Source organism: Granulicella aggregans (genome assembly GCF_025685565.1).
In the GTDB taxonomy this organism is placed as follows: domain Bacteria; phylum Acidobacteriota; class Terriglobia; order Terriglobales; family Acidobacteriaceae; genus Edaphobacter; species Edaphobacter aggregans_B.
Window position 1 is genome coordinate 1,976,089 of the sequence record NZ_JAGSYE010000001.1, and the last position, 23,088, is coordinate 1,999,176.

At 60.7% G+C, this 23,088-nt stretch carries 18 protein-coding genes; 6 read left to right on the forward strand and 12 right to left on the reverse strand.

The window, feature by feature from the left end; translation table 11 throughout:
• Positions 1-22: 22 nt before the first annotated feature.
• The 6 genes from OHL18_RS07790 to OHL18_RS07815 form a co-directional block, all read right to left on the reverse strand.
• Positions 23-2,305 (reverse strand): TonB-dependent receptor, encoded by a 2,283-nt coding sequence (locus OHL18_RS07790; RefSeq protein ID WP_263374247.1) that lies wholly within the window; start codon positions 2,303-2,305, stop codon positions 23-25.
• Positions 2,306-2,536: 231 nt separating this feature from the next.
• Complete coding sequence (locus OHL18_RS07795) at positions 2,537-2,932, reverse strand: hypothetical protein (protein ID WP_263374248.1); 396 nt, start codon at positions 2,930-2,932, stop codon at positions 2,537-2,539.
• A 23-nt stretch (positions 2,933-2,955) separates the two neighbouring features.
• Positions 2,956-3,993: a flagellar motor protein MotB gene (locus OHL18_RS07800; RefSeq protein ID WP_263374249.1), complete on the reverse strand. Its 1,038-nt coding sequence runs from the start codon at positions 3,991-3,993 to the stop codon at positions 2,956-2,958.
• A gap of 43 nt (positions 3,994-4,036) precedes the next feature.
• The gene (gene motA / locus OHL18_RS07805) at positions 4,037-4,918 is read right to left on the reverse strand and encodes a flagellar motor stator protein MotA (RefSeq protein ID WP_263374250.1); all 882 of its coding nucleotides are present in this window, start codon (positions 4,916-4,918) and stop codon (positions 4,037-4,039) included.
• Positions 4,906-5,910: a sensor domain-containing diguanylate cyclase gene (locus OHL18_RS07810; RefSeq protein ID WP_263374612.1), complete on the reverse strand. Its 1,005-nt coding sequence runs from the start codon at positions 5,908-5,910 to the stop codon at positions 4,906-4,908. The genes motA and OHL18_RS07810 overlap by 13 nt, the downstream gene beginning before the upstream one ends.
• A gap of 109 nt (positions 5,911-6,019) precedes the next feature.
• Complete coding sequence (locus OHL18_RS07815; RefSeq protein ID WP_263374251.1) at positions 6,020-8,002, reverse strand: DUF2339 domain-containing protein; 1,983 nt, start codon at positions 8,000-8,002, stop codon at positions 6,020-6,022.
• A gap of 120 nt (positions 8,003-8,122) precedes the next feature.
• On the opposite strand from OHL18_RS07815, the gene OHL18_RS07820 reads away from it, so the two are divergent.
• The 3 genes from OHL18_RS07820 to OHL18_RS07830 all read left to right on the forward strand — a co-directional run bounded on the left by OHL18_RS07820 (position 8,123) and on the right by OHL18_RS07830 (position 10,716).
• On the forward strand, positions 8,123-8,893 hold the full coding sequence (locus tag OHL18_RS07820; RefSeq protein ID WP_263374252.1) for a response regulator: 771 nt from the start codon (positions 8,123-8,125) through the stop codon (positions 8,891-8,893).
• Positions 8,894-8,964: 71 nt separating this feature from the next.
• Positions 8,965-9,657: a response regulator transcription factor gene (locus OHL18_RS07825; RefSeq protein WP_263374253.1), complete on the forward strand. Its 693-nt coding sequence runs from the start codon at positions 8,965-8,967 to the stop codon at positions 9,655-9,657.
• A gap of 42 nt (positions 9,658-9,699) precedes the next feature.
• The gene (locus OHL18_RS07830; RefSeq protein ID WP_263374254.1) at positions 9,700-10,716 is read left to right on the forward strand and encodes a YpdA family putative bacillithiol disulfide reductase; all 1,017 of its coding nucleotides are present in this window, start codon (positions 9,700-9,702) and stop codon (positions 10,714-10,716) included.
• Between the two features lie 9 nt (positions 10,717-10,725).
• Here OHL18_RS07830 and OHL18_RS07835 read toward each other — a convergent pair whose 3' ends face one another.
• Complete coding sequence (locus OHL18_RS07835) at positions 10,726-11,592, reverse strand: ABC transporter permease (protein WP_263374255.1); 867 nt, start codon at positions 11,590-11,592, stop codon at positions 10,726-10,728.
• A gap of 93 nt (positions 11,593-11,685) precedes the next feature.
• Positions 11,686-12,627, reverse strand: coding sequence for an ABC transporter ATP-binding protein (locus tag OHL18_RS07840; protein ID WP_263374256.1), 942 nt, complete (start codon positions 12,625-12,627; stop codon positions 11,686-11,688).
• 155 nt (positions 12,628-12,782) lie between these two features.
• Between OHL18_RS07840 and OHL18_RS07845 the strand changes: the two genes are divergently transcribed.
• Entirely contained in the window at positions 12,783-13,031 is a 249-nt protein-coding gene (locus tag OHL18_RS07845) for a hypothetical protein (protein ID WP_263374257.1), read from the forward strand.
• A 180-nt stretch (positions 13,032-13,211) separates the two neighbouring features.
• On the opposite strand, the gene OHL18_RS07850 is transcribed toward OHL18_RS07845, so the two are convergent.
• The 3 genes from OHL18_RS07850 to OHL18_RS07860 form a co-directional block, all read right to left on the reverse strand.
• The gene (locus tag OHL18_RS07850) at positions 13,212-13,988 is read right to left on the reverse strand and encodes an SDR family NAD(P)-dependent oxidoreductase (protein ID WP_263374258.1); all 777 of its coding nucleotides are present in this window, start codon (positions 13,986-13,988) and stop codon (positions 13,212-13,214) included.
• Positions 13,989-14,101: 113 nt separating this feature from the next.
• Complete coding sequence (locus OHL18_RS07855; protein WP_263374259.1) at positions 14,102-15,754, reverse strand: OmpA family protein; 1,653 nt, start codon at positions 15,752-15,754, stop codon at positions 14,102-14,104.
• Between the two features lie 231 nt (positions 15,755-15,985).
• Positions 15,986-16,723 (reverse strand): GvpL/GvpF family gas vesicle protein, encoded by a 738-nt coding sequence (locus tag OHL18_RS07860; protein ID WP_263374260.1) that lies wholly within the window; start codon positions 16,721-16,723, stop codon positions 15,986-15,988.
• A gap of 508 nt (positions 16,724-17,231) precedes the next feature.
• Here OHL18_RS07860 and OHL18_RS07865 point away from each other — a divergent pair.
• Entirely contained in the window at positions 17,232-18,515 is a 1,284-nt protein-coding gene (locus tag OHL18_RS07865) for a KOW domain-containing RNA-binding protein (RefSeq protein ID WP_263374261.1), read from the forward strand.
• A gap of 197 nt (positions 18,516-18,712) precedes the next feature.
• Positions 18,713-21,664 carry a TonB-dependent receptor gene (locus OHL18_RS07870; RefSeq protein WP_263374262.1) on the forward strand — a complete coding sequence of 984 codons (2,952 nt, stop codon included), beginning with the start codon at positions 18,713-18,715 and terminating at the stop codon, positions 21,662-21,664.
• Between the two features lie 59 nt (positions 21,665-21,723).
• Here OHL18_RS07870 and OHL18_RS07875 read toward each other — a convergent pair whose 3' ends face one another.
• Positions 21,724-23,088 (reverse strand): NAD-dependent succinate-semialdehyde dehydrogenase, encoded by a 1,365-nt coding sequence (locus OHL18_RS07875; protein ID WP_263374263.1) that lies wholly within the window; start codon positions 23,086-23,088, stop codon positions 21,724-21,726.

The window sequence follows — 23,088 nt, forward strand, 5'->3', positions numbered from 1 at the left end:
CGGCTGGCGTGTTCAGCGGCGACTAGAAGTGAAACCTGTAACGCAGCTCCGCGTAGAGCTGGCGCGGATCGTTGTAGTGGAAGCCGCCGAAGGTAAGGCTGCTGTCGAGCAGGACGCGACGGTTGGCCACGTTCAATGCGCTTACCGAGGTGGTGATGTTCTCGCCGAAGCTCTTGCCCACGGCGAGGTCGAAGGTGGTGTGCTGGGGCAGGTAGGCACCCAGGTACGGTGAGCCTTCGTCGCCCTGGGTTCCGTTTGAGAATCCGGAGCCGTAGTTGACGTTGGTGGAGGCGGTGATCCGCAGAGGCAGGGTGGCATTGAAGCCGACGTTGAGCGTGTTGCGCTGGTCGTGATCGACGGCGGAGTATTCGAAGCCGGCGTCGCAGGCTGGATCGCCGATGGGTGTGCAGATCAGGCCGCCGGTGATGTTGCCGCGCTGCTCGGCGATCTGGTTGGAGTAGGCGAGATGGGCCTGTCCGAACTTCCAGAGCCGCGGGCTGCGCAGGGTCAGCTCCCAGGCGCGGACGAGAGCACCGTCGACCGTGATAGGGAAGTAGATGCTCGATTCCCCGATGTTGGAGTGGTCGAGGAAGTTGTTGATGCGGGTCTTGAAGGTGTCGGCGTCGAGCAGCCAGCCTTTATAGGGAATCTGGACGCCGAACTGGTGCTCTTCGTCGCGTTCGCCGTGCAGAGGGGCGAAGCCGGTGTTGTTTTGGTTGGCATATGTTACGACCGGGCCGCTGGCGGTGAGCAGGGGTGGGGGCTGGTAGAAGCGACCGTAGAAGCCGCGGAAGACCCAGTTTAGCTTCGGAATGCGGACGGCTGCGCCGAAGCGCGGGTCGGTCTCGTTCTCGGTGAACTGACCTTGAAAGTGGGTCTGGCGCAGGCCAGCGATCAGGGTGAGCCAGGAGGTCGCCTTGAAGTTGTCGGAGAGATACTCCTCGATGACGCCGCCGGATGCGGAGTCCGTCTGAGAGACGGGCGCGTTTCCGCTGCCGTCGTTGAAGATCGCTCCGAAGAGGTAGTTGTCGTGCTGGCCGAAGCTGTAGAACCCTGCTTCGAGCGTGTTGCGTGCGATGACGGTGGTGATGGAGCCGTCGCCGCCGGCGTAGGTCGAGGAGCGCTTGTCGGTAGTGACGACCGGCGTGTCGGTCATGGGCGACTCATAGTCCGCCTTGTTGTAGTGGAAGAAGGGCGAGACGCGCAGGACGGTGGAAGGATTGAAGGTGTGCAGGTAGGAGAATGCTGCGAGGCCGTCGGTCTCATGCTGGCCGTCGCGCAGGCCGCTGGAGTTGTACAGGCCGTTCTCGAAGCTGTTGGGGTTGGGATCGTAAGGAATCTGGAAGTAGTCCTGACGGAGTTGGGTGACGAGTCGGAACTGGTCCGACTGCGTGCGGTTGTAGATGAAGGAGGCGAAGCCGCCGTAGCCGTTGGCCGCATCGTGAAGGACCTGGCCGACCGGTGGGGCGAGGCCGTAGTTGCTGCGGTTGCCATTCAGGCTGGCGTAGTAGGCGAACTTCTCGGTGTGGTCGCCGAAGTTGATCTGGTCGTTGGTCTGGTAGAAGTTTCCCGCGCTGACGACGAGTTCGGCCTGACGGTCGCGCTCGAAGCCGGTCCTCGGCACCACGTTGAAGACGCCGTAGGTGCGGTCGCCGGTGTCGGCGGTGTAGCTGCCGCGCTGGACCTCGATATAGTCGATGTCCTTGGGGTCGATCTGCGCGCCGACGTTGCTGGCGATGTTGGTGTTGGGGATCTCGACGCCGTCTATCTGCCAGGCGACCTGGTGGCCACCGTGCATGTGGAGCATGTCGTGGGTCATGTAGGCGCCGGGAACGTAGTCGGTGATGATGGCCATGCTGTTAGTGTGGTCGGCACCGGGAGTGAGCGCGACGGCTTCGCGATCGACCAGAGTGGTGGGCGTTGCGGTGTCGATGTTGGCGGCGGTGGTCTCGGTGGTGACGGTCTGCTTGACCGTGCCGACGGCGAGTTCGAAGTGCAGGATGGGCGAAGTTCCAGAGGCGAGCGCGATGCTCTGGCTCTGGGTCTCGAAGCCCTGGTCTGAGACGGTAATGATGTAGTCGCCAAGCGAAAGTGCGGGCACGGAGAACTCACCCTCGGAGTTGCTGGTGGCCTTCTGGGTGAAGTCTGAGGTGGCCGACTTTATCGTGATGGTGGCACCGGAGATGGGACGGTGCTGGGGGTCATGGACCACGCCGTGGATCTGGCCGAAGACGTTGGCTCGGGCGTGGATGGGTGCTAGTGCCAGGAAAAAGAGGAAGAGCAGATATTGTGCGGAGTTGCGCATAGGTGTTCCCTCGTCGTGAAGTTGACGGAGTTTGTTCGCGCTTGAGGCTGCGAGATGCACATATTTGAAGACTGGCTTGTCCTAAGACTGTCCTGTCCTAAGACTGTCCCGGAGACCGGTGGCCGTCCCACTCATCGCGATAAAGCTGCGATGAGTGGGGCACGGAGCTGAGGAACGGCCCAGAGTCTTGAGGTGACGAATCCTATGGGGGGCAGGCCAGAGCCAGTGGAATCAGGAGAGCGAGATTGCCGGAGGGCCGCGTTTCTGGCGGGAGCGGTCAGAGGAGATGCGGCGCTTTGATTCCGTCTGCGGGGTGACGGCGGGATGCGCGACGACGCCCGCGAAGACGGCCTGCGCCGTGGCGAGCGACCAGTCGGGATGCGATGTCGACGGAACGGACTTTGCGCCGTAAGGGCAGCGCTCGGAGATGCTGGGTGCGTTGAAGCCGGGGCGGTTGGAGGAGGACGCGCCGCTCATGTCCATGTCGGCGAGCATGCAGTGATGCTTGCCATCGCGGCGGCAGCATGCGGGACGGCTGAGATCGTCACCCATCGAGAGCGCGAAGAGCGGCGTAACCGTGGGAAGGCCCACGAGGATCGCGATCAGGATGGCGAGTAGACGTCGCACGAGTCGATTGTAGCAACGCGGACTTATTTCGGCTTGGGAGCGTCGGCCTTCTTCATCTCGCGTAACTGGTTCAGCTGGTCGCCCAGTTTGGCGGGTGATGCCGGGCTGGGCTTGGCACCTGATGCTGCGCTGGGCTTGTCGCCGGGCTTTCCGGTGGGGATTGCCGGGAGGTCGATCCTGCCTGCTGTTGGTGCGACGTCGACAGGCTTGGGTTTTTCGGCTGGAGCTGCGTTGTTACCTTTCTCCGCACCCTTCTCCGCGCCCTCTCCCTCCTTGCCTTCCGGCTTCTTTCCGCCTTCCATATCGAGGGTCTCCGGACCTTTGGTTCCTGCGGGAGCTTCTAGGAACTGGACGAGCAGGGAGACGCGGCGGTTGGACGGATCAAGTGGGTCGTTCTGGACGCGTAGCATCTCGTCGGCGTAGCCTCGGACCTGGTTGATCTGGTGCGGGCCGACGCCATCCTGCTGAAGCAGACGGCGGGCGGCGTTGGCGCGGTCAGAGGAGAGCTCCCAGTTGGAGTAGGTTGCGGTGGCGTTGCCCATGGGCTTGGCGTCAGTGTGGCCTTCGATCTGGAGGTGGTTCGGCAGCGGCGCAAGCTGCTTGGCGATGAGGCCGAGCAGCTCTTCGCCGGCGGGACTGAGTTTCGGGCTGCCGCTCTGGTAGAAAGTGCCATTCTTGCCTTCGATCAGCTCGATGCGCAGGCCTTCGTTGGTCATCTTGAGCTCAACCTGATCCTTGAGCTTGTCGAGTTCTTTCTGCTGGACGATGGCCTTTCTGATCTGCTCCTGCAGCTTCTCGACGCTCGTCTTGTCGATGACGACGGATGGGCCGCTGCCGAGGATATCGGTTCCCATCTGGCGGGAGGTTCCGCGCGGATCGTTGAAGTATCCGGCGATGGCCTTCTTCACCTGCGGGGTGGAGTTCATGAGCCAGAGCACGATGAAGAGCGACATCATGGCGGTGACGAAGTCCGCGTAGGCGACCTTCCACGCTCCACCGTGATGGCCTCCGTGGCCGCCCTTCTTTTTGATGACGATGATGGGTTGTACTGTCTCGCTCATGGGGATGTATCGTCTCCGCGCTCAGGTGCAGGTGGTCCAGGGTCTACTCGCCGCCGCTGCTGCCGCTGTTGTCGGCGGCGCCCTTGCAGGCGGTCTCCATCTCATTGAAGGTTGGCCGGACGTGCGCAGGGATGGCGCGGCGGGCCATCTCGATCGCGATGATGGGAGCGTTGCCCTTGAGGAACGAGAGCATCAGGACGCGCATGACGTGGAGGTACTCGTTGTGTGCGTCGGCGTTCTTGGTCATGTTGGCCGCCAGCGGACCCACGACGCCGTAGCAGAGCAGGATGCCGAGGAACGTTCCCACGAGAGCGGCAGCGACCTTCTTGCCGATCTCCTCCGGCGGCCCGCCGAGTGCGCCCATGGTGATGACGACGCCAAGCACGGCGGCGACGATGCCGAGGCCGGGAAGCGCATCGGCCACGGTGCTGAGCGCGGCGATGGGAGCGACGGCCTCGTGGTGATGGACCTCCATGTCGAGTTCCATCATCTGGTCCATGTCGAAGGGTTCGACGCCGCCGCTGATGGCCATGCGCAGGGTGTCGCAGACGAAGGCCTCCGCGTGATGATCTTTGAGGAAGTCGGGATATTTCTTGAAGATCTCGCTTTCGGACGGCTTTTCTACGTCGGCTTCTACTTCGATCAAGCCCTGGCGGCGGACTTTATTGAGGAACTCAAACATCATCTTGAGCGAGTCAAGATAGCGTTGCTTGCCGAAGGCTGATCCTTTGAGGACGCCGAGGACACAGGCGATCATGGCCTTGATAATGTGCAGGGGATTGGCGACGAGCAGGGTGCCGAGCGCGGCACCGATGATGGTCACGAACTCAGCTGGCTGTATGAGAACGGGGATCGGCCCATGTTCCATCAGGAAGCCGCCGAGTACTGCACCGAATACCACTACGAGGCCGACTATCGCGAACATGGATCTCCTTTTGCGGGAACGGAATGGCCGCTTCCATGGGTGACATGATTGCCGCCGGCGTAGACGCTGGCGTGCATGGCCTGCTGGGCTTCGTGCATGAGCCGGGAGAGCGTGTCTCCGGATGCGGCCTGCACCGCGCCGATGCTGGCGGTGAGGCTGATGCGGTCGCCCCACCAGCGGAAGTCGGCGGTGCGAGTCATGCCGGCGAGGTGGTGCGCGTGTTCCATCAGCATGTCGAGGGTGCGCTCGTGGGAGAGGACGAGGAACTCGTCGTTGCCCCAGCGGCCGATGATCTCCGAGGGCCGCAGCGCCTGGGCCAGCCGGTGTTCGACGATCTTCAGCATGGCTTCGCACGCATCACGGCCGTGAGTGCGGCGCATCTGCGCGGCCTGGTCGACGGTGATCCAGAGCAGGCCAAACTTCGTGCCGTTGGTCTTCCATTCGTGGAAGGCACCTTCGAGGCGCTCTTCGGTCTCGGGCTGACTGCGATGGAGGATGGGTGCTTCGCCGATCTCGCCGTGGGGAATCTCGTCGATCTCCTCGGCGGGGCGGAAGATAAGCACGGTCCCCAGACGCTTGCCGAAGGCGTCGCGCAGCGGCATCTTGCGCAGCATGGCAGGGAAGGTGTGGCCGAGGTGGTGTTTCATCTGGACCAGAACTGGCTTCGCGGCTTCGTCCTCTGCGGAGTCTTCGGGCCGGCCGTTGACCAGGTGCTTCTGGGTGTAGAGCTGTCCGGAGTACTTCGGCCCGGCGTACTCCTCTTTCGGGGCGGTGGCTCCCAGTGCGGGCTCAGTTCCGTGGCCGTCAGCGAGTTGGTAGAGGTCGCTGGGGCAGGCACGCGAGAGAACGTTCATGCGACGGTGGCCGGTGAGCGCCGACGCGGCTTCGTTCCAGTAGACGACGAGCGAGTGAGCATCGAGCAGCGCAACACCTTCGTCGAGGAGATCGAGCGTGGCCCCCAGCATCTCTATGCGTGTCGCAGAATCGACCATCACCGAAGTCCTCTCCCAGAGGCCTTATCGACCGGGGGGAGATGAACTTGACGTGGAAGAGATCGCGGTTCGGGAGCCGGGACGTAGGAGTTCTGTTTCGGCGGCTGGTTTACTGCTTGTCCTGCGACGCGGTCTTTGCGTCTCTTCGGACGTAAGCGAAGCTGACGGCCATCAGCAGCGCGCCTAGGCCGAGGAAGCTGGCGACGCGGTATCCCTGGCTGAGGCTGCGAACGTCGTAGAGGAAGGTCTTGAGGATTGCGATGACGAGAAGCCCCAACCCCTGCCAGCGAAGGAAGGCGCTGTGCTTCCAGAAGCCGACGGCGAGGAGACCGGCACCGTAGAGCATCAGGAAGGCGGAGATGGAGAGTGCGGTCTGGAGGGGAGTTTCTCCGCAGTAGTAGCAGGTGGTTCCGTGGGTCCAAAACGTTTCAATCTCGATGATTCCGGCCTGCAAGGCGATGAGATTGAGAGCAATGACGGAGATGCCGGCGAGTTGGAGCCAACCGGGGAAGATGGAAGTGTGGTCGGTCTGCGTTCCGTATTCGGAAGATGGATCCGGCTTCAGGGCACGCAGAGATATCCAGGTTGCAATTGCAAAGGCGAGTATGCCCGCGGCTTCAGTGGCGAATCGCCGGTTGAATACTGCCGTGTGAATTGAGGAGTCCAGCCAGTAGGGAGTGATGATCAGACCAAAGAAGCCGAGCGCGAGCGCAAACGAGGCGAGGCGGCGAAGCATCCTATGGACGTTTGCGCCGGTTGGGTCGTCGTCTGATTCCGCCGGCGATAGGTGTGCTGAGACCCAGAGCAGCGCCACGCCCTCGGCGAGCCAGCCGATGGTGATCCATCTTCCGCTGGCTTTCAGAGGGATCGCTATGGTGACAAAGAGCACGGCCAGCGAGAGGTGCACTGCGCGGGCAGCGGCCGTCTGCATCCGGCTGAGAGCGGGGAGGCGCATCGCTCCCAAATAAATTGCAGCGAAGAGCAGGGACATCCATGGAAGCGCCGCGTGGTTGCCGGAGTCTTCGAGGACGGAGTAGAAGGCGAGCGACGCGAAGACAGCATTCGTAAGCGGGAGAAGAACGTCCGAGATTGGCTCGGCCTCGATCTTGGTAGCTGGTTCACGCGTCACCAGGCGGAGTGGCACCGTGAAGAAAGCGGCAAAGAAAAGGCCGATAAACACGCTGGTTGAGGCGAGCTGATCCGCAGTATAAAAGCGGCTGTACCAGCCGATGAAGTAGACGATGGTTCCAGGAAGAACGGCCATCAGGAGTCGTGACCAGGACTTCGAACGTGCTGCCGCCAGCCGGACGAGGACGATCGTTGCGACATCGAGCGTAAGCAGGTAGCTGAAGAGGAAGACCTGGTGATTGCCGCCCGTCGACAGCAGGATGGGTGTGACGAAGCCGCCCGCGATGGCGTAGGCCGCGAGGAGTTCCGACTGCTGGGCCCATGCCATCCAGGCGTTCCATATCGTGACCAGCAACATGAGCCCGAACGCGGCGTTGGCTGGGAGCAGGTGATAGAGCTGGAAGCTGGCCCAGAGTGAGAGATAGAGAACTCCCGTGCCGACCGCCTTCAGTGAGTAGGAGAACGCAGCGAACTCGCGGCGGCGAAAGCGTTCTGACCACACAACAATTCCTGCGCCAGCGATGAGGCCGATGAGGATGCGACCCATGGGACCGATCCAGTGGTTATCCATCGCCAGCTTCAGGAACCACGTCGCGCCGATGAGGATGGCGACGATGCCGATGCGGTTGAAGATCTGCGAGCCCAGGCGATCTTCGAGAGATCGAGGCGGCTTTGCCGGAACTGCCTCGCCCGGCTCGGGGGCTTCGTGGCCGACGCCGTAAGGCGCGTGAATTACGAATCTCGCCCGGGAGCCGGCCAACAACGGTGGCGGCGGTGGTGCGATGGCCGTTTCAACGGGGAGAGAGTGGATGTCGGCTATCGCCTGCTCGAGGGCGGCGACGCGCTCTGTGAGCAACCTGACCTGTAACCCTAGGTACTCGATGTCCTTTACGGAGGCACCCGAACCTGCATCAGATGGGAAGTCAGACGGGTTATCGGAGGGGGAAAGATCTTCCGGAGCCATGGCTCCACTCTACTTGGGGCGGCGAAGAGGATGCACTTGAAATCGCCAATTCGCGAGGAGTCGAGCTCGGCAATGATAGCCTTTGGGGAAAGTCTGCCAGAAAGACGGAGCGATCGATCTTTGCTGATCCTGGTCATCGACGACGATGAAGTGAGCCGCGAGCTGCTGACTCTGCTGCTCGAGGTAGAAGGATTTGTGGTGGTCTCGGCCGCGTCGGGCGACGAGGGGCTATCTCGGCTCCGCGACATGAACCCGCAGCCCGAGGTGGTGCTGACTGACCTGCAGATGCCGGGCATCTCCGGGGCGGAGCTTGCCAGCGCGCTGAAGGGCGTGCTGCCCACGAACGTTCCGGTGATCGCCATGAGCGGCAGCGACTCCCGCCCGCCAGGAACCCCTGTTGTTGCACCCGCGGGTTTAGACGGATTTCTGCTGAAGCCTTTTTCAGTCTCTGACCTCCGCGAGGTGATCTCCAGCGTAGGGCAGGAGAGGGTACAGAGTGTCTCCTCACAATCAACACAAACTGCGGCTTCCGGCGAACAGGGTATTGCCGCGATCAACGAGGAGATATTTGGGAAATTGCAGGAGTTGATGCCACCTTCCCAGCTTGGCCAGATGTATGAGCTCTGCATCGCCGATTCGCGGAAGCGGCTGGACGCCATGCGCGAACTTCAGGCCGCGACCGATGACGAGGGCTACCGGCGTGAGGCCCACGCGATCAAGGGTGGCGCTGGCATGATCGGAGCGGCGGAGATCTATGACCTGTCGGCCGCCGCGGAGCGCGATGGCCTTGGCGGAAGTGCAGGAACCAGCGGGGTTACGACGCTGCTGGATCAATTGTCACGCGCAACGGAGCGGCTAGAGCGTATCCTTGTGGAACGATTGCGCGGGTAGCGGACGCTCGCGCGAACGTGACAGATTCTGTTAGGTTCCTTGTCTATAGCTTCCCGGGAGAACAATCCATCATGAAATCGATCGACCAGAACGGCGCTGCCTCCACGATCCGGATTGTAGTTGCCGATGACCACCCGGTTGTCCGTTTCGGGGTGAAGAACATTCTTACCAGCGGTGCTGGCTTTACCGTCGTCGGCGAGGCCGAAGACGGCGATGTCGCGATCACGGAGACGCTGGACAAGGAACCGGACATTCTTCTGCTCGACCTGCAGATGCCGCGGTTGCCGGGTCTCGAGGCGATGCGGGCGATCATGAGCCGCTCGCCACGCGTGAAGATCGTCCTGCTGACCAGCCTGATTTCGACGCAGCAGGTCATCGAGGCGCTGCAGATCGGCGCCCGGGGCATTGTTTTGAAGGACGCTGTGTCTGGAGAGCTCTCGGAGGCGCTGCGGGCTGTCATCTCGGGCGACTACTGGATCAACGGGCAGCGCGTCGTGAATCTGCTGAAGGCGCTGCATGAATTGATGCAGAAGGCTGCCGCAGTTCCCGAACGCAAGACGTATGGCCTGACTCCGCGTGAACTTGAGGTTGTGACCTGCATCGTTGAAGGCTGCAGCAACAAGGACATCGCCAAGCAGTTCAGCATCTCGGAGGAGACGGTAAAGCGCCACCTTTCGAATGTCTTCGACAAGACAGGCGTCTCGACCCGGCTGGAGCTGGCGCTGTTTGCGATCGCCCACAAGCTTGTCGAAATGGACCTGTAGCCCGTTGTCCGAAGACGCGAGCGCGATTCGATAGAATTGCGTATGAGCGAGTTTTCGGCGAATCACGAAGAGACCTACGACATGCTGGTGATCGGCGCGGGGCCGACCGGTCTTGCCTGCGCGATTGAGGCCAAGCGGGCCGGGTTCAAGTCCGTGCTGATCGATAAGGGCTGCCTGTGCAACTCGCTCTTTCACTATCCTGCGCACATGACGTTCTTCACTACGCCGGAGTTGCTCGAGATCGGCGATATCCCTTTTTCCAGCCCTAACCAGAAGCCGAACCGCATGGAGGCGCTCGAGTACTACCGCAAGGTAGCGGAGCACTACGCGCTCGATGTGCGGCAGTACGAGACGGTCGTTTCCGTGGCGGGATCGGACGGCGACTTCATCGTGCATACGACCGACCGGTTCGACCGCAGGACGAGACATCGCGCTCGCAAGCTGGTAATCGCGACGGGCTACTACGACCTTCCGAACTATCTGAATATTCCCGGCGAAGAGATGAGCAAGGTTCGCCACTACTACCATGAGCCGCACCCGTTCTTCGGACTGGACGTGGTGGTGATCGGCGGGAAGAACTCGGCAGCCATCGCCGCGCTTGATCTTTGGAGACACGGAGCCAAAGTGACGCTGGTACATCGTGGATCGGCGATGCATCCCCATGTGAAGTACTGGATTCTTCCGGACATCAATAACCGCGTGAAGAACGGCGAGATCACGGCGTACTTCAATAGCTCCGTGATCGAGGTGCGCGAGGATGACCTGACCATCGCGACGCCCGAAGGGCCGGTCACGGTTCCGAACCACTTCGTCTTTGCATTGACCGGCTACCATCCCGACTTCAGCTTCATCGAACGGCTCGGCGTGAAGCTGGACGCGGAGAACGACCGCTGCCCCGTCTGCGATCCTTCAACGCTGGAGAGTAATGTGTCCGGGATCTATCTTGCGGGTGTGATTGTGGCGGGAGAGCGGACGAACGAGATCTTCATTGAGAACGGAAGATTTCATGGCAAGCAGATCGCCGACGATCTGAAGGTGAAGCTGGGCGTTGCAGTCTGACGGGCTGGCTCAACCGATGACGCGTCTTAGAAAGCCCCTCATCCCGAGCCACGTCAGCGTGGTGAGAGCGACGCAGAGCATCAGGATTATCACAGCCGGGTTCATATGATCGAGTTTTGGGGTCAGCGCCGCGCGCAGGCCCTCGCTCATGTAGACGATGGGGTTGACGAGCACGCCGTACTGTAGCCACTTGATGTGCTTGAGCATCGCCCAAGGATAGTAGACGCAGCCGAGGAAGGTGATCGGGATGACGACCACGCCGAAGATCAGGCCAATCTGCGAGGGCTTCACGCTGGTGCCGATGGTGAGCCCGAGCGCGCCGGCTGTGAGACTGGCGAGCACGACCACGACGATCAGGAACGGCCAACTATCGACGTGCGTGACGGGATGGACGGCGGGGACGTAGTAGGCGAGTGGATAGACGATGCAAGCGGCGAAGACTGACTGCATGGCTGAGAAGACGATCTTTTCAATTGCCACGAAGGCGACAGGCAGCGGACACATGACTCGGTCGTCGATCTCGCGGGTCGAACCGAACTCGACGGCTAGGGGAAGCGCGACGGCTGCGATGCCGGAGAACATGATGCCTACCGCCATCAGTCCTGGCAAAAGCACGGTGGAATAAGAGATGCCCGAACTGGCCAGGGCCGCGGAGGGGTTCATCGCGGCGGCTGAGCCGTGATCGCCCATGCCTGGAATCACGTAGGTGAAGACAAAGAGGAAGAGCAAGGGGTTCATGCAGACGCGGATGCCGAAGGGGAAGAGCTCGCGACGCAGCACGTAGAGATCGCGGAGGTATAGCCCGAGGAAGGCGCGGGTGTAGAGCGAGGTCTTCGAGATCTTTGCCTGGGACGGGATGGCGATGGCTGTGGTCATTTTGTATCCGTGAGCTTCGGTCTTTGAAAACAACAGCAACGGCAAAGGAAGAAGCAGGTCCTCCGCTTCGCGAAGGATGACAAGGTGAGAGAGTTATTCGCGTAGGTCTCTGCCGGTGAGTTTGATGAAGACGGTCTCCAGGCTGGTTTCGGTGATGCGAAGATCGCGGAGGCCGTAGGGGGTGGCGGTGTTGACGATTCCAGCGAGCAGGCCATCGGTGCTGTCGGCGAAGATCCGGAGGCCGCCGGGAAGGGTCTCTACCGATGTAACACCTGGAAGCAGCCGCAGCGACGCGGATAGATCAGCGTCGCTGCCTTCGCTGGCTAGATCGAGGTCGTAGAGACGCTGCGCACCAATCGATTGCTTGAGTGCGGCGGGCGTGTCTTCGACAAGGATCTTGCCGTGGTCGATGATGGCGACCCGGTCGCAGAGTTCGTCGGCTTCTTCCATGTAGTGAGTCGTCAGGACGACGGTGATGCCCTCCTTGCGTAGCCCGGAGACAGCCTCCCACATGGCAATACGTGACTGCGGATCGAGGCCCGCACTCGGCTCATCGAGGAACAGCACCTTGGGGCGGTGGGCGATGGCACGGGCGATCTGCACTCGCTGGGCGAGGCCGCCAGAGAGCTGCGACGGGTAGGCACCGGTGCGCTCGGAGAGGTGGAACTGTTCGAGCAGTTGTTCGGTTCTCGCCTTCGCGTCGGCCCGCGAGAAGCCGAAGTATCGGCAGTGGAAGTTGATGTTCTCGAAGATGGTGCAGGCGCGGTCGAGCGTGTTGTATTGCGGGACGACGCCGATGCAAGTCCTTGCGACAGCGGCAGATCTGACGACGTCGATTCCGTTAATGTGGACCACTCCGGCCGAGGGCAGGGCACGGGTAGTGCAGACGCTGATGGTGGTCGTCTTTCCAGCACCGTTGGGGCCGAGCAGGCCGTAAATCTCTCCCTCGCGCACACCCAGATCAATGCCGTCGACGGCGACGACCCGCTGCTTGCCTTCGTAGATCTTCTTGAGTCCTTGAATCTCGACAATCACGCTAGGATATTCTCCGGGGCTGTTTCGGTGCAGGCTCGATTATAGGGATCAAAGCAAACTCTTTCTTGCCGCTCGAGACAGGAAAAGGGGAAGCCCGGCAGCTTTCGTTTGACAATGCGAAACCCGTTTTTACCGAAGGGGCGTAGAATTTGATCATGTCGAAGGGTTGGGAGAGCAAATCCGTCGAGGAGCAGCAGAACGTCGCTGCTATGCCTAAGCCAGTTGCCAAAGGAAACGTCGCTGAAGACGCAGAAAAGAAGCGGCAGGTTCAGGCGTTGACGATGCAGCGGGAGCGCATTCTCTCCGAGCGCACTGCAAGTCCGCATCGTCGGTCCGCACTCTCTGCCGCGTTAATCGATATCGAAGAGAAGCTCTCTGAACTGGGCTGGACGCTTCACCTCTAGTTGAGGACTCGATACGCTGGACGGACGGCAAAGGCAAGAACCAGAACGAAATGCGGGGGTCTCTCCACTACGCCACGCTCTACCACCCCTGCGAACAAGTACGTTCGCCGGGGACCCCGGTCTCTGCGCGGCTTCGGTCGAGATGACGGTTCTTATATACCGTTCAAAGGACAGGCGATATCAGCCGCGGCGGTTGAGAACCATGGAATTTCCCTGATCGATGCTGGTGATCAGCATGCTGTGGATGTTCACATGTACCGGCCGGCTGGCGACCCATACGATCGCATCCGCTACGTCAGAAGGCTGAAGCGGAGTGATATTGGCGTAGACCTTTGCTGCTTTCTCTTCGTCACCGCGAAAACGTACCCTGGAGAAATCCGTCTCGACCATGCCCGGGTCGATTGACGTGACCCGCACGGGCGTTCCCATCAGGTCGAGCTTCAAGCCTTCGCTGATCGCCATCTCAGCTGCCTTACTGGCGCAATAGACGGTTCCATTCGCATAGGTCATGTGCCCTGCGGTTGAGCCGAGGTTGATGACGTGGCCGATGCCGCGCTGCACCATGCGCGGGACGATAGCGCGGGTTACATGCAGCAGGCCCAGAACGTTGGTGTCGACCATCTCCTGCCAGTCTTCGGGGTCCTGCTCGTAGACCTTGGTCAGCCCGCGGCTGAGACCGGCATTGTTGACCAGGATATCGATGTCTCGCCATTCCTCGGGGAGTGAGTACAAGGTGCGCTCTACGGCGAGCCGGTCCGACACGTCCAGAGCGAATGCGTAGACGCCCTCGGCCCCAGCAGCTGTAAGCTCCCGCGCAAGCTCCTCCAAAGGATCGAGGCGGCGGCTGCAAATAAGGAGTCTGGCTCCCAGGTTCGCGAAGGCGAGCGCGGTCGCCCTTCCGATGCCGGAGCTAGCGCCGGTGATAAGAACTGTCTGTCCGCCAGAAGTGATAGCCATCAGTCTATGTTTTCACGTTCCTGGCAATTTCGTGTTTCGATGCAAGAAGAAAGGGAGAGGCAATTTGCCTCTCCCTTGTCAGTCTGTCCATGCTTTGCAGTTCGGTGCAAGATCTACTGCTGGGTTGGGGTTCCGGCAGGAGCTGCATCGGGACCGGTCTGCTGTGCCACTCCGATAGCGTCGCCCGAGACAACGAGCTGGACACGACGGTTCTGAGCCCGGCCCGAAGCGGTGGAGTTGTCCGCGACAGGATCAGCCTTTCCGTATCCGGCAGCGCTGATGTTGTTCATCGATACGCCCTGGCCGACGAGGAAGTCCTTGACCGAACCGGCGCGGTTTTCGGAAAGCTTCTGGTTGTAGTCATCTCCGCCGACGCTGTCCGTATATCCTTCAACCTGCAGCTTCAGCGAAGGATAGGCAGCGAGAATTCCAGAGACCTTGGCCAGTGCGACCTTGGTGTCCGGCTTCAATGTGTACTTGCCGGTGTCGAAGAGCACGTCCGACATGTTCACTATAAGGCCGCGAGCCGTTTCGCTCGTCTGAAGGACGCTGTTCAGTTGCGCTCGCAGCTGTTCGCGCTTGGCGTTCGCATCTTCCACGCTCTTATTTGCTTCGGCGGCACGGGCGCGGGCATCGGCTGCTTCTGCCTCTGCGCGAGCGCGTTCTGCGTCAGCCTTGTCTTTGGCGGCCTGGGCCTGAGCCGCAGATGCCTGAGCCTGGGCAGCGGCGATCTGAGCCTGCTGGGCATCGGCGGCAGACTGAGCCGCCTGCTGCTGCGCCTCCTGCTGGGCCAGATCCGAGTTGCGCTGACGTTCGGCAGCCTGCTTGCGCAGGGTATCAATGCGGGCGTCTTCGGCGCGCTGCACGACCTCGCGAGCAAAGGTAATCTCCATCTTGCGATCGCCATGCTTGTTCGCGTCCATGTCGTCGGCGTTCTTCAGGTCCTGAGCAGCTTCATGCATGATTTCGGGAGAATACTTATCGGCACCGACGGATTGGGCGATCCGGTAAGCGTTGTGCGCCTCATAGATCTCGAGCGGCGACTTCATGTCCCGAGTGATGGGATCAAGATTCGATTTCGCTCCGTCTGTCTCGGCGTACAGCCCACGGGGAAGAAGTGTGTAGTGAGCGTTTACCTTCTCAAGCACGCCGGTCGTCTTGTCTTGCTTGATGATGTTCTGCATCACGACGACGTCGCTGGGCTGGCTTACGGAGTAGTAGGGTTCGGCAGTCACAATCATGCCGAAGGACTGGAAGGCGGTGGTGACGTGGATGGTGTTTTTATCGTGGGAGGGCAGAATCTCGCCAAGATTGGCGGGGCGACCGTCTGGCGTGATCGCCCAGAGGACGTAGGTCAGATACTCGGGGCCGAAGCCGTTTGCCGGGGTGAGGCCCTTGAAGCTGGCATCGATGGTGATGCCGCCGCGCTCGCTCTCAACCTTGGCCTCGCCCTTTGCCATAGGCAGCAGAGCGGTTCCTTCAAAGCCGATGGTGGTTGAGCCGCTGCGGTGCAGGTAGTTCACCGCGTCCAGGTCGCGCTGAACGACCTTTACGCGATAGATATAGATGCCGTTCTGCTGGGTGATCTGGTTGTCCTGGGGCCGAGGCTGCGTCTGGGCAGTGGGGTTCAACTCCTGCGCGGACGAGACCTGCAGCGCTGCCATGGGGACAAGGAGTGAAGCGGCCAGGGGGGTGAGAGTTGCCTTGGCGAAGATATTAAGTACTCTGCGGGGGGACTTGATCTTTTTCGAGCTGTCGTGCATCATCTGTCTAATCTCCTTGCATCATGCCGGGCCGCTCGCGTGAAGTGTATTTTCCGAGGCGGCTTATGCCGGTGCAGTCTGCGTGCGCGCAGAACTGATGACAGGTACGATGCCCAGGTATCTGCAAAGGTAGTCCCATGTGTGCAGGCAGAATCAGCGATTCGAGCGAATATTCGCGCAAAGAGACCTCCCGTTTGGGAGGTCTCTTTGCGCGCCTGAGATGTAGTTTTTCGGCTAAGCGTTGTGTGTCGGTGTGGAGCTGCTCTTGTGAACGAAGTGATACGGAGGCCACGGGCCGGACAACTGCATGCGGCACTCTTTGAGTTGCTGGGTCGCCGACGAGTACTTGTTCTGATAGCGCTCGATGGTCTTGTTGTCGATCAGGTGCGCGATGTCGAGCAGCATCTTGCCGGAGTCAATGCGCTTGCAGGTGATCTCCTCTGCAATGGGCAGGAACATACGGTGCATCTGCAGGGATAGGGCGCGGGCCTTGGATTGGCGTTCGCGCTGGCGGCTCGCGCTCTCGCGCAGGCTGGTCAGGTATTGCTGCCCGACGGTCATGTCGCGGGCAGCGGTTCCGGGACAGATGTCGTCTACAAGGACCTTGAGGTGCATCTCGGCCTTGCCGCGAAGACGCTCAACGTTGGCGAGGAAGTGTCTCTGGTTCGAACGCACGGAACGCCTCAGGCAGTCGTCGTCGGCGAAGGTGGTGTTGAAGCGGAAGGGAAGGACGGTGGAGAGCTTGAAGCACTCGCCGATGACGCGGGCGTGGTCCTTCGCGACCTGCTGGTCGGTGCGGGCGGAGTCTTCGGCGCTGTGCTCGGAGACGATGACTGCCAGATCACCTGCGGGAAAGAGGAAGGTCTGGTTGCCGAAGAGTCCAGTGACCCCGGCAAGCGGAATGGGACGGCGGTGCCGGCCGAGCTCGGGAAAGACTTTACGTTCTGCGATGCAGTAGGCGTACCAGGACATTTTTCTTCGCTCCGGAGAACACTGAAGGGCTAACCCTGTCAGGAGTGATTTGTGGAAATGCGGCGCTGTACGGGGAACGGGTAACCTTCTAAGCCTTGGTTCGAAACGGTTTGAGGAGGAAAACTGTATCGAACCGAAACGGATACTATGCCTATGAAACGACGATTGGCAACAAATCTTTCTCGAGAAAACGCATTTAAATCACGTAAGCGATAACGCTATCGACGGCTGTCCGTTGAAGCCCTCAAATGTCCGCCGACCGCAATCACTTACTCGATCGCGAGACTTCTTTGATGACCCGGCCCAACCTTGCGGCATTCTGTCGCAATATATGGTCGCAAGCGGGAAACTTTCACCCACACACTTCGTCTCCTAATTAATTGAGAGTTACAGTCGCGCGGGCTCGTGCAGCCTGCGGAAGCCGATTTTTACAGTTACAGGCCAGAACTGGTTGTATGGGACTTGACCAGCCCGAGGTGTTCGGAACTATTAAGAGATGATTCAACCCATGATTGAAGCTGAAACCCAAGACGGAGTTCAATACGGATGCAGGCAGAGCGCTTGCGGGGGCAACTCGCGGCCTGAAGCTGCCGCCAGGCTGCTCTCTGCCACGCGGCGCTTGACGATGCAGGCCTGCATGACGCTCGCCCCGGTAGCCATCGCGATACTGGCACTGCCCGGGGGGTCGGGTCTGGCGTTCGCCCAGGCTACGGCTCCTTCCCGCCAGATCGGTACGGTGAAGCAGGTCACACCCAACAAGCTGATCATTGCGAACGATGCAGGGCAGAGCATCTCTGTAAGCGTCGTCGACGGGGCCAAGGTGCTTCAGCTTTCGCCAGGGAGCACCGACCTTAAGACCGCGCTGGCTATCTCTCTTGCAGACATCGAAACGGGCGACCGCGTTCTTGTGACCGGTCATCAGGATGCTCCGGACGCCATGACCGTCTCCCGGGTCATTCTGATGAAGTCCACCGATATCGCTCAGAAAAATGAGGCGGAGCAGGCTGACTGGCAGAAGCGCGGCACGGGCGGTCTGGTTAGCGCCGTCGATCCCGCCAGCGGCACGATCACCATCAGCTCGCGCGGCAAGAAGATCGCAGTTGAGACGCAGCCCTCAACCGTGTACCGGCGCTATTCCAACGGCTCGGTTAAATTCTCGGACGCAGTTGTAGGGACTCGGGACCAGATCCAGGTAGGCGACCAGCTACGCGCCCGAGGTGAGAAGTCGGTCGACGGAGGTTCCATCAAGGCAGAAGAGATCGTCTCCGGAGCATTTGAGAACCTGGCGGGAACGGTCACGGCGATCGATGCTGCTTCGCAGACTTTTACGCTGACAGATATTTCCACCAAGAAGTCGTATTCCATTGCAGTGACCGCCAACTCCAGCCTTCGCGCCCTGCCGCCAGACGCTGCCGCGCGCTTCGCTGCACGTGCAAGAGGCGGAGACCAGAGCGCCGGCGGTGCCGGAGCCGACAAACCCAAGCTGCCTCCGGCCGCCGCAGTTGCGGTCGGTGACCCTCATTCTGAAATAAGGGGTGCGGGAACAGGGTCGGCGGGCGGCGATCTCTCGCAGCTCGTAAATCGGCTTCCTCAGGGCTCGCTGAGCGACCTTCACACTGGCGAGGTCTTGATGGTCGTTGCCGAAAAGACGGCACCCGGCGGCGATGGGCTGATCGCGATCACAGTGCTCTCAGGAGTTGAGCCGATTTTGATAGCCACACCGAAGGGAACTGCGTCGATGACGCTGTCGCCATGGAACTTCGGCGGCGGCCAGGACGGCGGGGGCGCTTAGGCGATAGCCTGTATTTGTGGGTGAAACTGTTGCTGGGGCAGGCGACCCGAGATTTCGGGACGCCTTGGAGTGAGTCTCCGCTGGCAGGAAGCTTCCAGCCGGAAATCTGAAACAGTACCGCAAATGCAAATGTTGCCGGATCCCGCAACCGGGTTGAGGTGTACGCCCGAAAGCAAAATGAGTTCTAAGGAGTTTTGATGTCTGTTCGTTTCAGCGCCTCCCCCCTCTTGACGCTTCTGATCGCATCGGTCCTGATCGCTGTCCCTGTGACGCGTGCGCAAGCGCCCAAGCCTGTGCCAGCGGCTTCCTCAGGGGCGGCCCAGAATGGCGGGGCTGCCGCAGCGTCAGCGACCGTCAAAGGGACGATCGCCGATCCTGACGGTGCGGTGATCCCCGGTGCCACGATCACCCTTACGTCGGCGTCGGGCAAGGCAACCGTGATCACCTCGCAGGCGGACGGAACCTACCAGGCGACGAACCTGCGTCCGGGAACTTATTCCTTGACGGTCACGATGCAAGGATTCGCCACTTTTGTGAAGCAGGGTGTCCGCGTCACTGCTGGTCAGGCGATGACGCTCGACGCGAAGATGACGGTCCAGGCTGCAAGTCAGCAGGTTAATGTTACGGCCAACGGTGCCACGGTGAGCGTGGATCAGGACAGTAACGCCAGCGCGACGGTGATCAAGGGTAAGGACCTCGATGCCCTGTCAGACGATCCCGACGAGCTTTCTTCGGAGCTCTCCGCGCTGGCCGGACCGTCGGCTGGCCCGAATGGCGGCCAGATCTACGTGGACGGTTTTACCGGTGGCCAGCTTCCTCCGAAGTCTTCGATCCGCGAGATTCGCATCAACCAGAACCCTTTTTCGGCGCAGTACGACAAGGTGGGATACGGTCGCGTCGAGGTCTTCACTAAACCCGGAGCGGACAAGTTTCACGGCTTTTTTCAGGCCAATGGCAACGCCGACTTTCTGAATACGAAGAGCCCATTTCTAGGAACGACTGAGCAGGAGCCGTATCACACCATCTTTGTCTTAGGGAATCTGACAGGGCCGATTACGTCGAAGTCGTCATTCAACCTCGGTGGATCTCACCGTATCATCCAGGACAATACCGTATTCTTCGGCTCCATTTATGCGCTTCCGGGTTCGACTGCGCTATGCGCGCCCGGCGAAGCGGGCTGCACGGAGCAGACGAATGTCTCCATTCCGACGCTCTATCCGCAGGTCCGGACGGACTTCACTCCTCGGCTCGACTATCAACTGGCAGAGAAGAATACGCTAACCGTGCGGTATCAGTACGAGACGAACTCGCAACAGAACGATGGTACGGGAGGTCTTGATCTGCCGTCTGCCGGCTATAACCTGGATGCGACTGAGAATACGATCCAGGTGGTCGACAGCCAGATCTTCAGCGATAAGCTGATCAACGAGACGCGATTTGAGTACAGCCGGGACAAGAGTACGCAGACGCCGAACCTGGTGGCCCCCAGTGTGTCTATTCAGGGAGGCTTCACCGGAGGGGGATCGAGCGCGCTGACGGTCAACGATCACCAGGACCACTTCGAGGTGCAGAACTACACTTCGCTGGCACTTGCGCATCACTTCATCCGGATGGGTGGAAGGCTGCGGACGACGCGTGACGCCAACTTCAGCAACGCGCAGGCGCTGGGTGTCTTCAGCTACAGCAGTCTGGATGACTATAAGAACGGAGCGTCGCCATCACAGTACAAGGTGGCGGAGTATGCGCAGCCTTCGGTGAATGCGACACTTGCCGATCTGGGAATCTATGCGGAAGACGATTGGAAGATCAAGCCGAACCTGACGTTCAGCTACGGTCTTCGCTACGAGACCCAGAACCACCTAAAGGACCATCACGACTTCGCACCGCGCCTCTCTTTCGCTTACGGCCTGGGGAACAAGAGCAACCCGCAGACTGTACTTCGCGGCGGCTTCGGTGTCTTCTACGACCGGTTTACGCTAACCAACGTGATCACGACGATCCAGGAGAACGGTACGAACCAGCAGTTGTTTACCGTGCGATCGCCAGGCGCTGCGTGCACGCCGACTACCCAGAGTGCGGCAAACTGCGGGACGACCGCCGGGACTGCGGCTGCGCAGACGACCTACTCCGAAGGCCCGAACCTGCGCAGTCCCTACCTGATGCAGTTTGCGATCGGAGCGGACAGGCAGTTGGGCAAGATCGGAACGGTTTCGGTCAACTATCTGCACATGCGTGGCGTGCATCAGTTCAATAGCCAGAATGTTGACATTCCAGAGCTCGACGGTGCGACGGACACCTATGTTTCGACGGGCCAGGCGTATCAGTTTGCGTCGGATGGAGTGTTTACCCAGAATCAGCTTTCGATCAGCCCGCGTATCAACTATGGGAGATCGATCTCGTTGTGGGGGTATTACAGCCTGAACTATGCCAAGGCGGACAGTGCAGGTTCGGGGAGCTTCCCCTCGGTGGTGGGTAATTTGAAGGCGGATTATGGCCGCGCCAGCTTCGATACGCGGAACCGGCTGTTTATGGGGGGAAGCTTCTCGCTGCCGCACAGGGTTACCTTCTCACCGTTCATGGTGGCGACCTCGGGAACACCGTTCAACATCATCACGGGAACCGATTTGAATGGCGACTCGATTCTGACTAACGACCGGCCCGGCATCGTGACTTCAGCAACACCGGCAGCGAATATTGTGGTCACGTCGCACGGCAGCTTCGACGTCAATCCCGCGCCCGGCGTAGCCCGCATTCCAATCAACTCTGGGACGGGGCCGGCGGCGTTTACGCTGAACCTGCGGGTGACGAAGACGATCGGATTTGGCCCGGAGACGGGGACTAAGAACGACTCGCAAGGTCAGGGCGGTCCACCCCGCGGAGGACCGCCGGGCGGTCGTGGTGGTGGCGGACGCGGTGGTCCGGGTGGTGGAGGCCCCGGTGGATTTGGCGGGGGTGCGAACTCTGGACGGCGCTACTCGGTGAGCTTCGGAGTTCTGGCTGCGAACGTGTTCAACGATGTGGATCGCGGCACGCCGTCCGGGGTCGTTACAAGCTCGAATTTTTACCAGTCGACGGGGCTGGCGGGAAACATCTTCTCGAGCAACTCGGCTGTACGACGCATCACGCTGCTTGCGACGTTCAGCTTCTAAGTGGCTTCCCTCGAGATGACGAGTGTTTAGACAGGTTCTAAAGACGGCCATGCGGGAGGTTACGCGATGACGACAGTTTTCGCGTTCATAAACTCCCGCATGCCTGCCGCTGAGAGCTCTCGCCCGTAGCCTGAATGCTTGATGCCGCCGAACGGGAGCCGAGGATCGCTGGCGACCATTTTGTTCAGGAAGACCGATCCGGCCTGGATCTCCGTGACCATCCGCTGCTGCTCATCGGGGTCGCGCGTCCAGGCCGATGCGGCCAGACCGAATGGCGTGTCGTTCGCCATCTCGATTGCCTGGTTCAGGTCGTTGGCTTTGAAGAGGAGCGCGACGGGGCCGAAGATCTCATCGTGATATACAGAGGCGGTGCGCGGCAGGCCGGCGAGGACCGTTGGCTCAAAGTAGAAGCCAGGACCGAGGATGCGACGGCCTCCTGTAAGCAATTTTGCTCCGGCAGTGATGGCCGCATTGACCTGCTGGTCGAGGTTCTCCAGTTGGCGGCGCGTTGCCATCGGGCCTATCTGGGTTGCATCGATCATTGGGTCGCCAACCCGCATCGCGGCCATGGCGGCGACGAAGAGCCGTTCGAACTCGTTATAGATCGCGGCATGGACGATGAAGCGCTTGGCGGCTATACAAGACTGCCCGCTATTGATGCAGCGGGACTGAACAGCGTTCTCGACTGCGAGATCAAGGTCGGCCGAGCTCATGACGAGAAAGGGATCGCTGCCGCCAAGTTCGAGCACAGACTTCTTGATGAGCCAACCAGCCTGCGCGCCCACGGCGCGGCCCGCGGACTCCGAACCGGTGAGCGTTACGGCCACAATGCGCTCATCGGCGAGCACACCGTCAACCTGGCGGGTCTCGATCAGAAGCGTCTGAAACGTGCCACGGGGGAAGCCCGCACGGCGCACGAGTGATTCGATGGCGAGCGCGCATTGAGGCACATTTGGCGCGTGCTTCAGCAGGCCTACGTTGCCGGCCATTAACGCGGGGGCAAGGAAGCGGAAGACCTGCCAGAAGGGGAAGTTCCATGGCATCACGGCGAGGACGACGCCGAGCGGGTCCCAGCGAACGTAGCTGCGAGAGGCTTCGGTGGTGATGATCTCCGGCGCGAGCATGCGGACTGCGTTCTCCGCGTAATACCGACAGGCCGCGGCGCACTTGGCGAGCTCTGCGTGGGACGCCTTGATCGGCTTGCCCATCTCCGTTGTGATCATTTCGGCGAGCTCGACCGCATCTTCCTCAAGCAGGTTCGCGAGTTTCCGCATACAGAGCGAGCGATGGCTCATGGGAACCGCCGCGTAGCTCTTGAAGGCCTTGGAGGCGAGGTCGAGCTTCTGCTGGATCGCATCGCCGGAGAGAGGTTCGAAGCGCCGGATGAGCTCGCCGGTAGCGGGATTGATCGATTCAATGGCCAT

Bases quoted from the DNA above. Each gene is read 5' to 3' on its own strand.
- OHL18_RS07835 (WP_263374255.1), bottom strand. From the start codon at position 11,592: ATGACCACAGCCATCGCCATCCCGTCCCAGGCAAAGATCTCGAAGACC.
- OHL18_RS07830 (WP_263374254.1), top strand. From the start codon at position 9,700: ATGAGCGAGTTTTCGGCGAATCACGAAGAGACCTACGACATGCTGGTG.
- OHL18_RS07865 (WP_263374261.1), top strand. From the start codon at position 17,232: ATGATTGAAGCTGAAACCCAAGACGGAGTTCAATACGGATGCAGGCAG.
- OHL18_RS07855 (WP_263374259.1), bottom strand. From the start codon at position 15,754: ATGATGCACGACAGCTCGAAAAAGATCAAGTCCCCCCGCAGAGTACTT.
- OHL18_RS07825 (WP_263374253.1), top strand. From the start codon at position 8,965: ATGAAATCGATCGACCAGAACGGCGCTGCCTCCACGATCCGGATTGTA.
- OHL18_RS07800 (WP_263374249.1), bottom strand. From the start codon at position 3,993: ATGAGCGAGACAGTACAACCCATCATCGTCATCAAAAAGAAGGGCGGC.
- OHL18_RS07845 (WP_263374257.1), top strand. From the start codon at position 12,783: ATGTCGAAGGGTTGGGAGAGCAAATCCGTCGAGGAGCAGCAGAACGTC.
- OHL18_RS07790 (WP_263374247.1), bottom strand. From the start codon at position 2,305: ATGCGCAACTCCGCACAATATCTGCTCTTCCTCTTTTTCCTGGCACTA.
- OHL18_RS07875 (WP_263374263.1), bottom strand. From the start codon at position 23,088: ATGGCCATTGAATCGATCAATCCCGCTACCGGCGAGCTCATCCGGCGC.
- OHL18_RS07860 (WP_263374260.1), bottom strand. From the start codon at position 16,723: ATGTCCTGGTACGCCTACTGCATCGCAGAACGTAAAGTCTTTCCCGAG.
- motA (WP_263374250.1), bottom strand. From the start codon at position 4,918: ATGTTCGCGATAGTCGGCCTCGTAGTGGTATTCGGTGCAGTACTCGGC.
- OHL18_RS07815 (WP_263374251.1), bottom strand. From the start codon at position 8,002: ATGGCTCCGGAAGATCTTTCCCCCTCCGATAACCCGTCTGACTTCCCA.
- OHL18_RS07870 (WP_263374262.1), top strand. From the start codon at position 18,713: ATGTCTGTTCGTTTCAGCGCCTCCCCCCTCTTGACGCTTCTGATCGCA.
- OHL18_RS07850 (WP_263374258.1), bottom strand. From the start codon at position 13,988: ATGGCTATCACTTCTGGCGGACAGACAGTTCTTATCACCGGCGCTAGC.
- OHL18_RS07810 (WP_263374612.1), bottom strand. From the start codon at position 5,910: ATGGTCGATTCTGCGACACGCATAGAGATGCTGGGGGCCACGCTCGAT.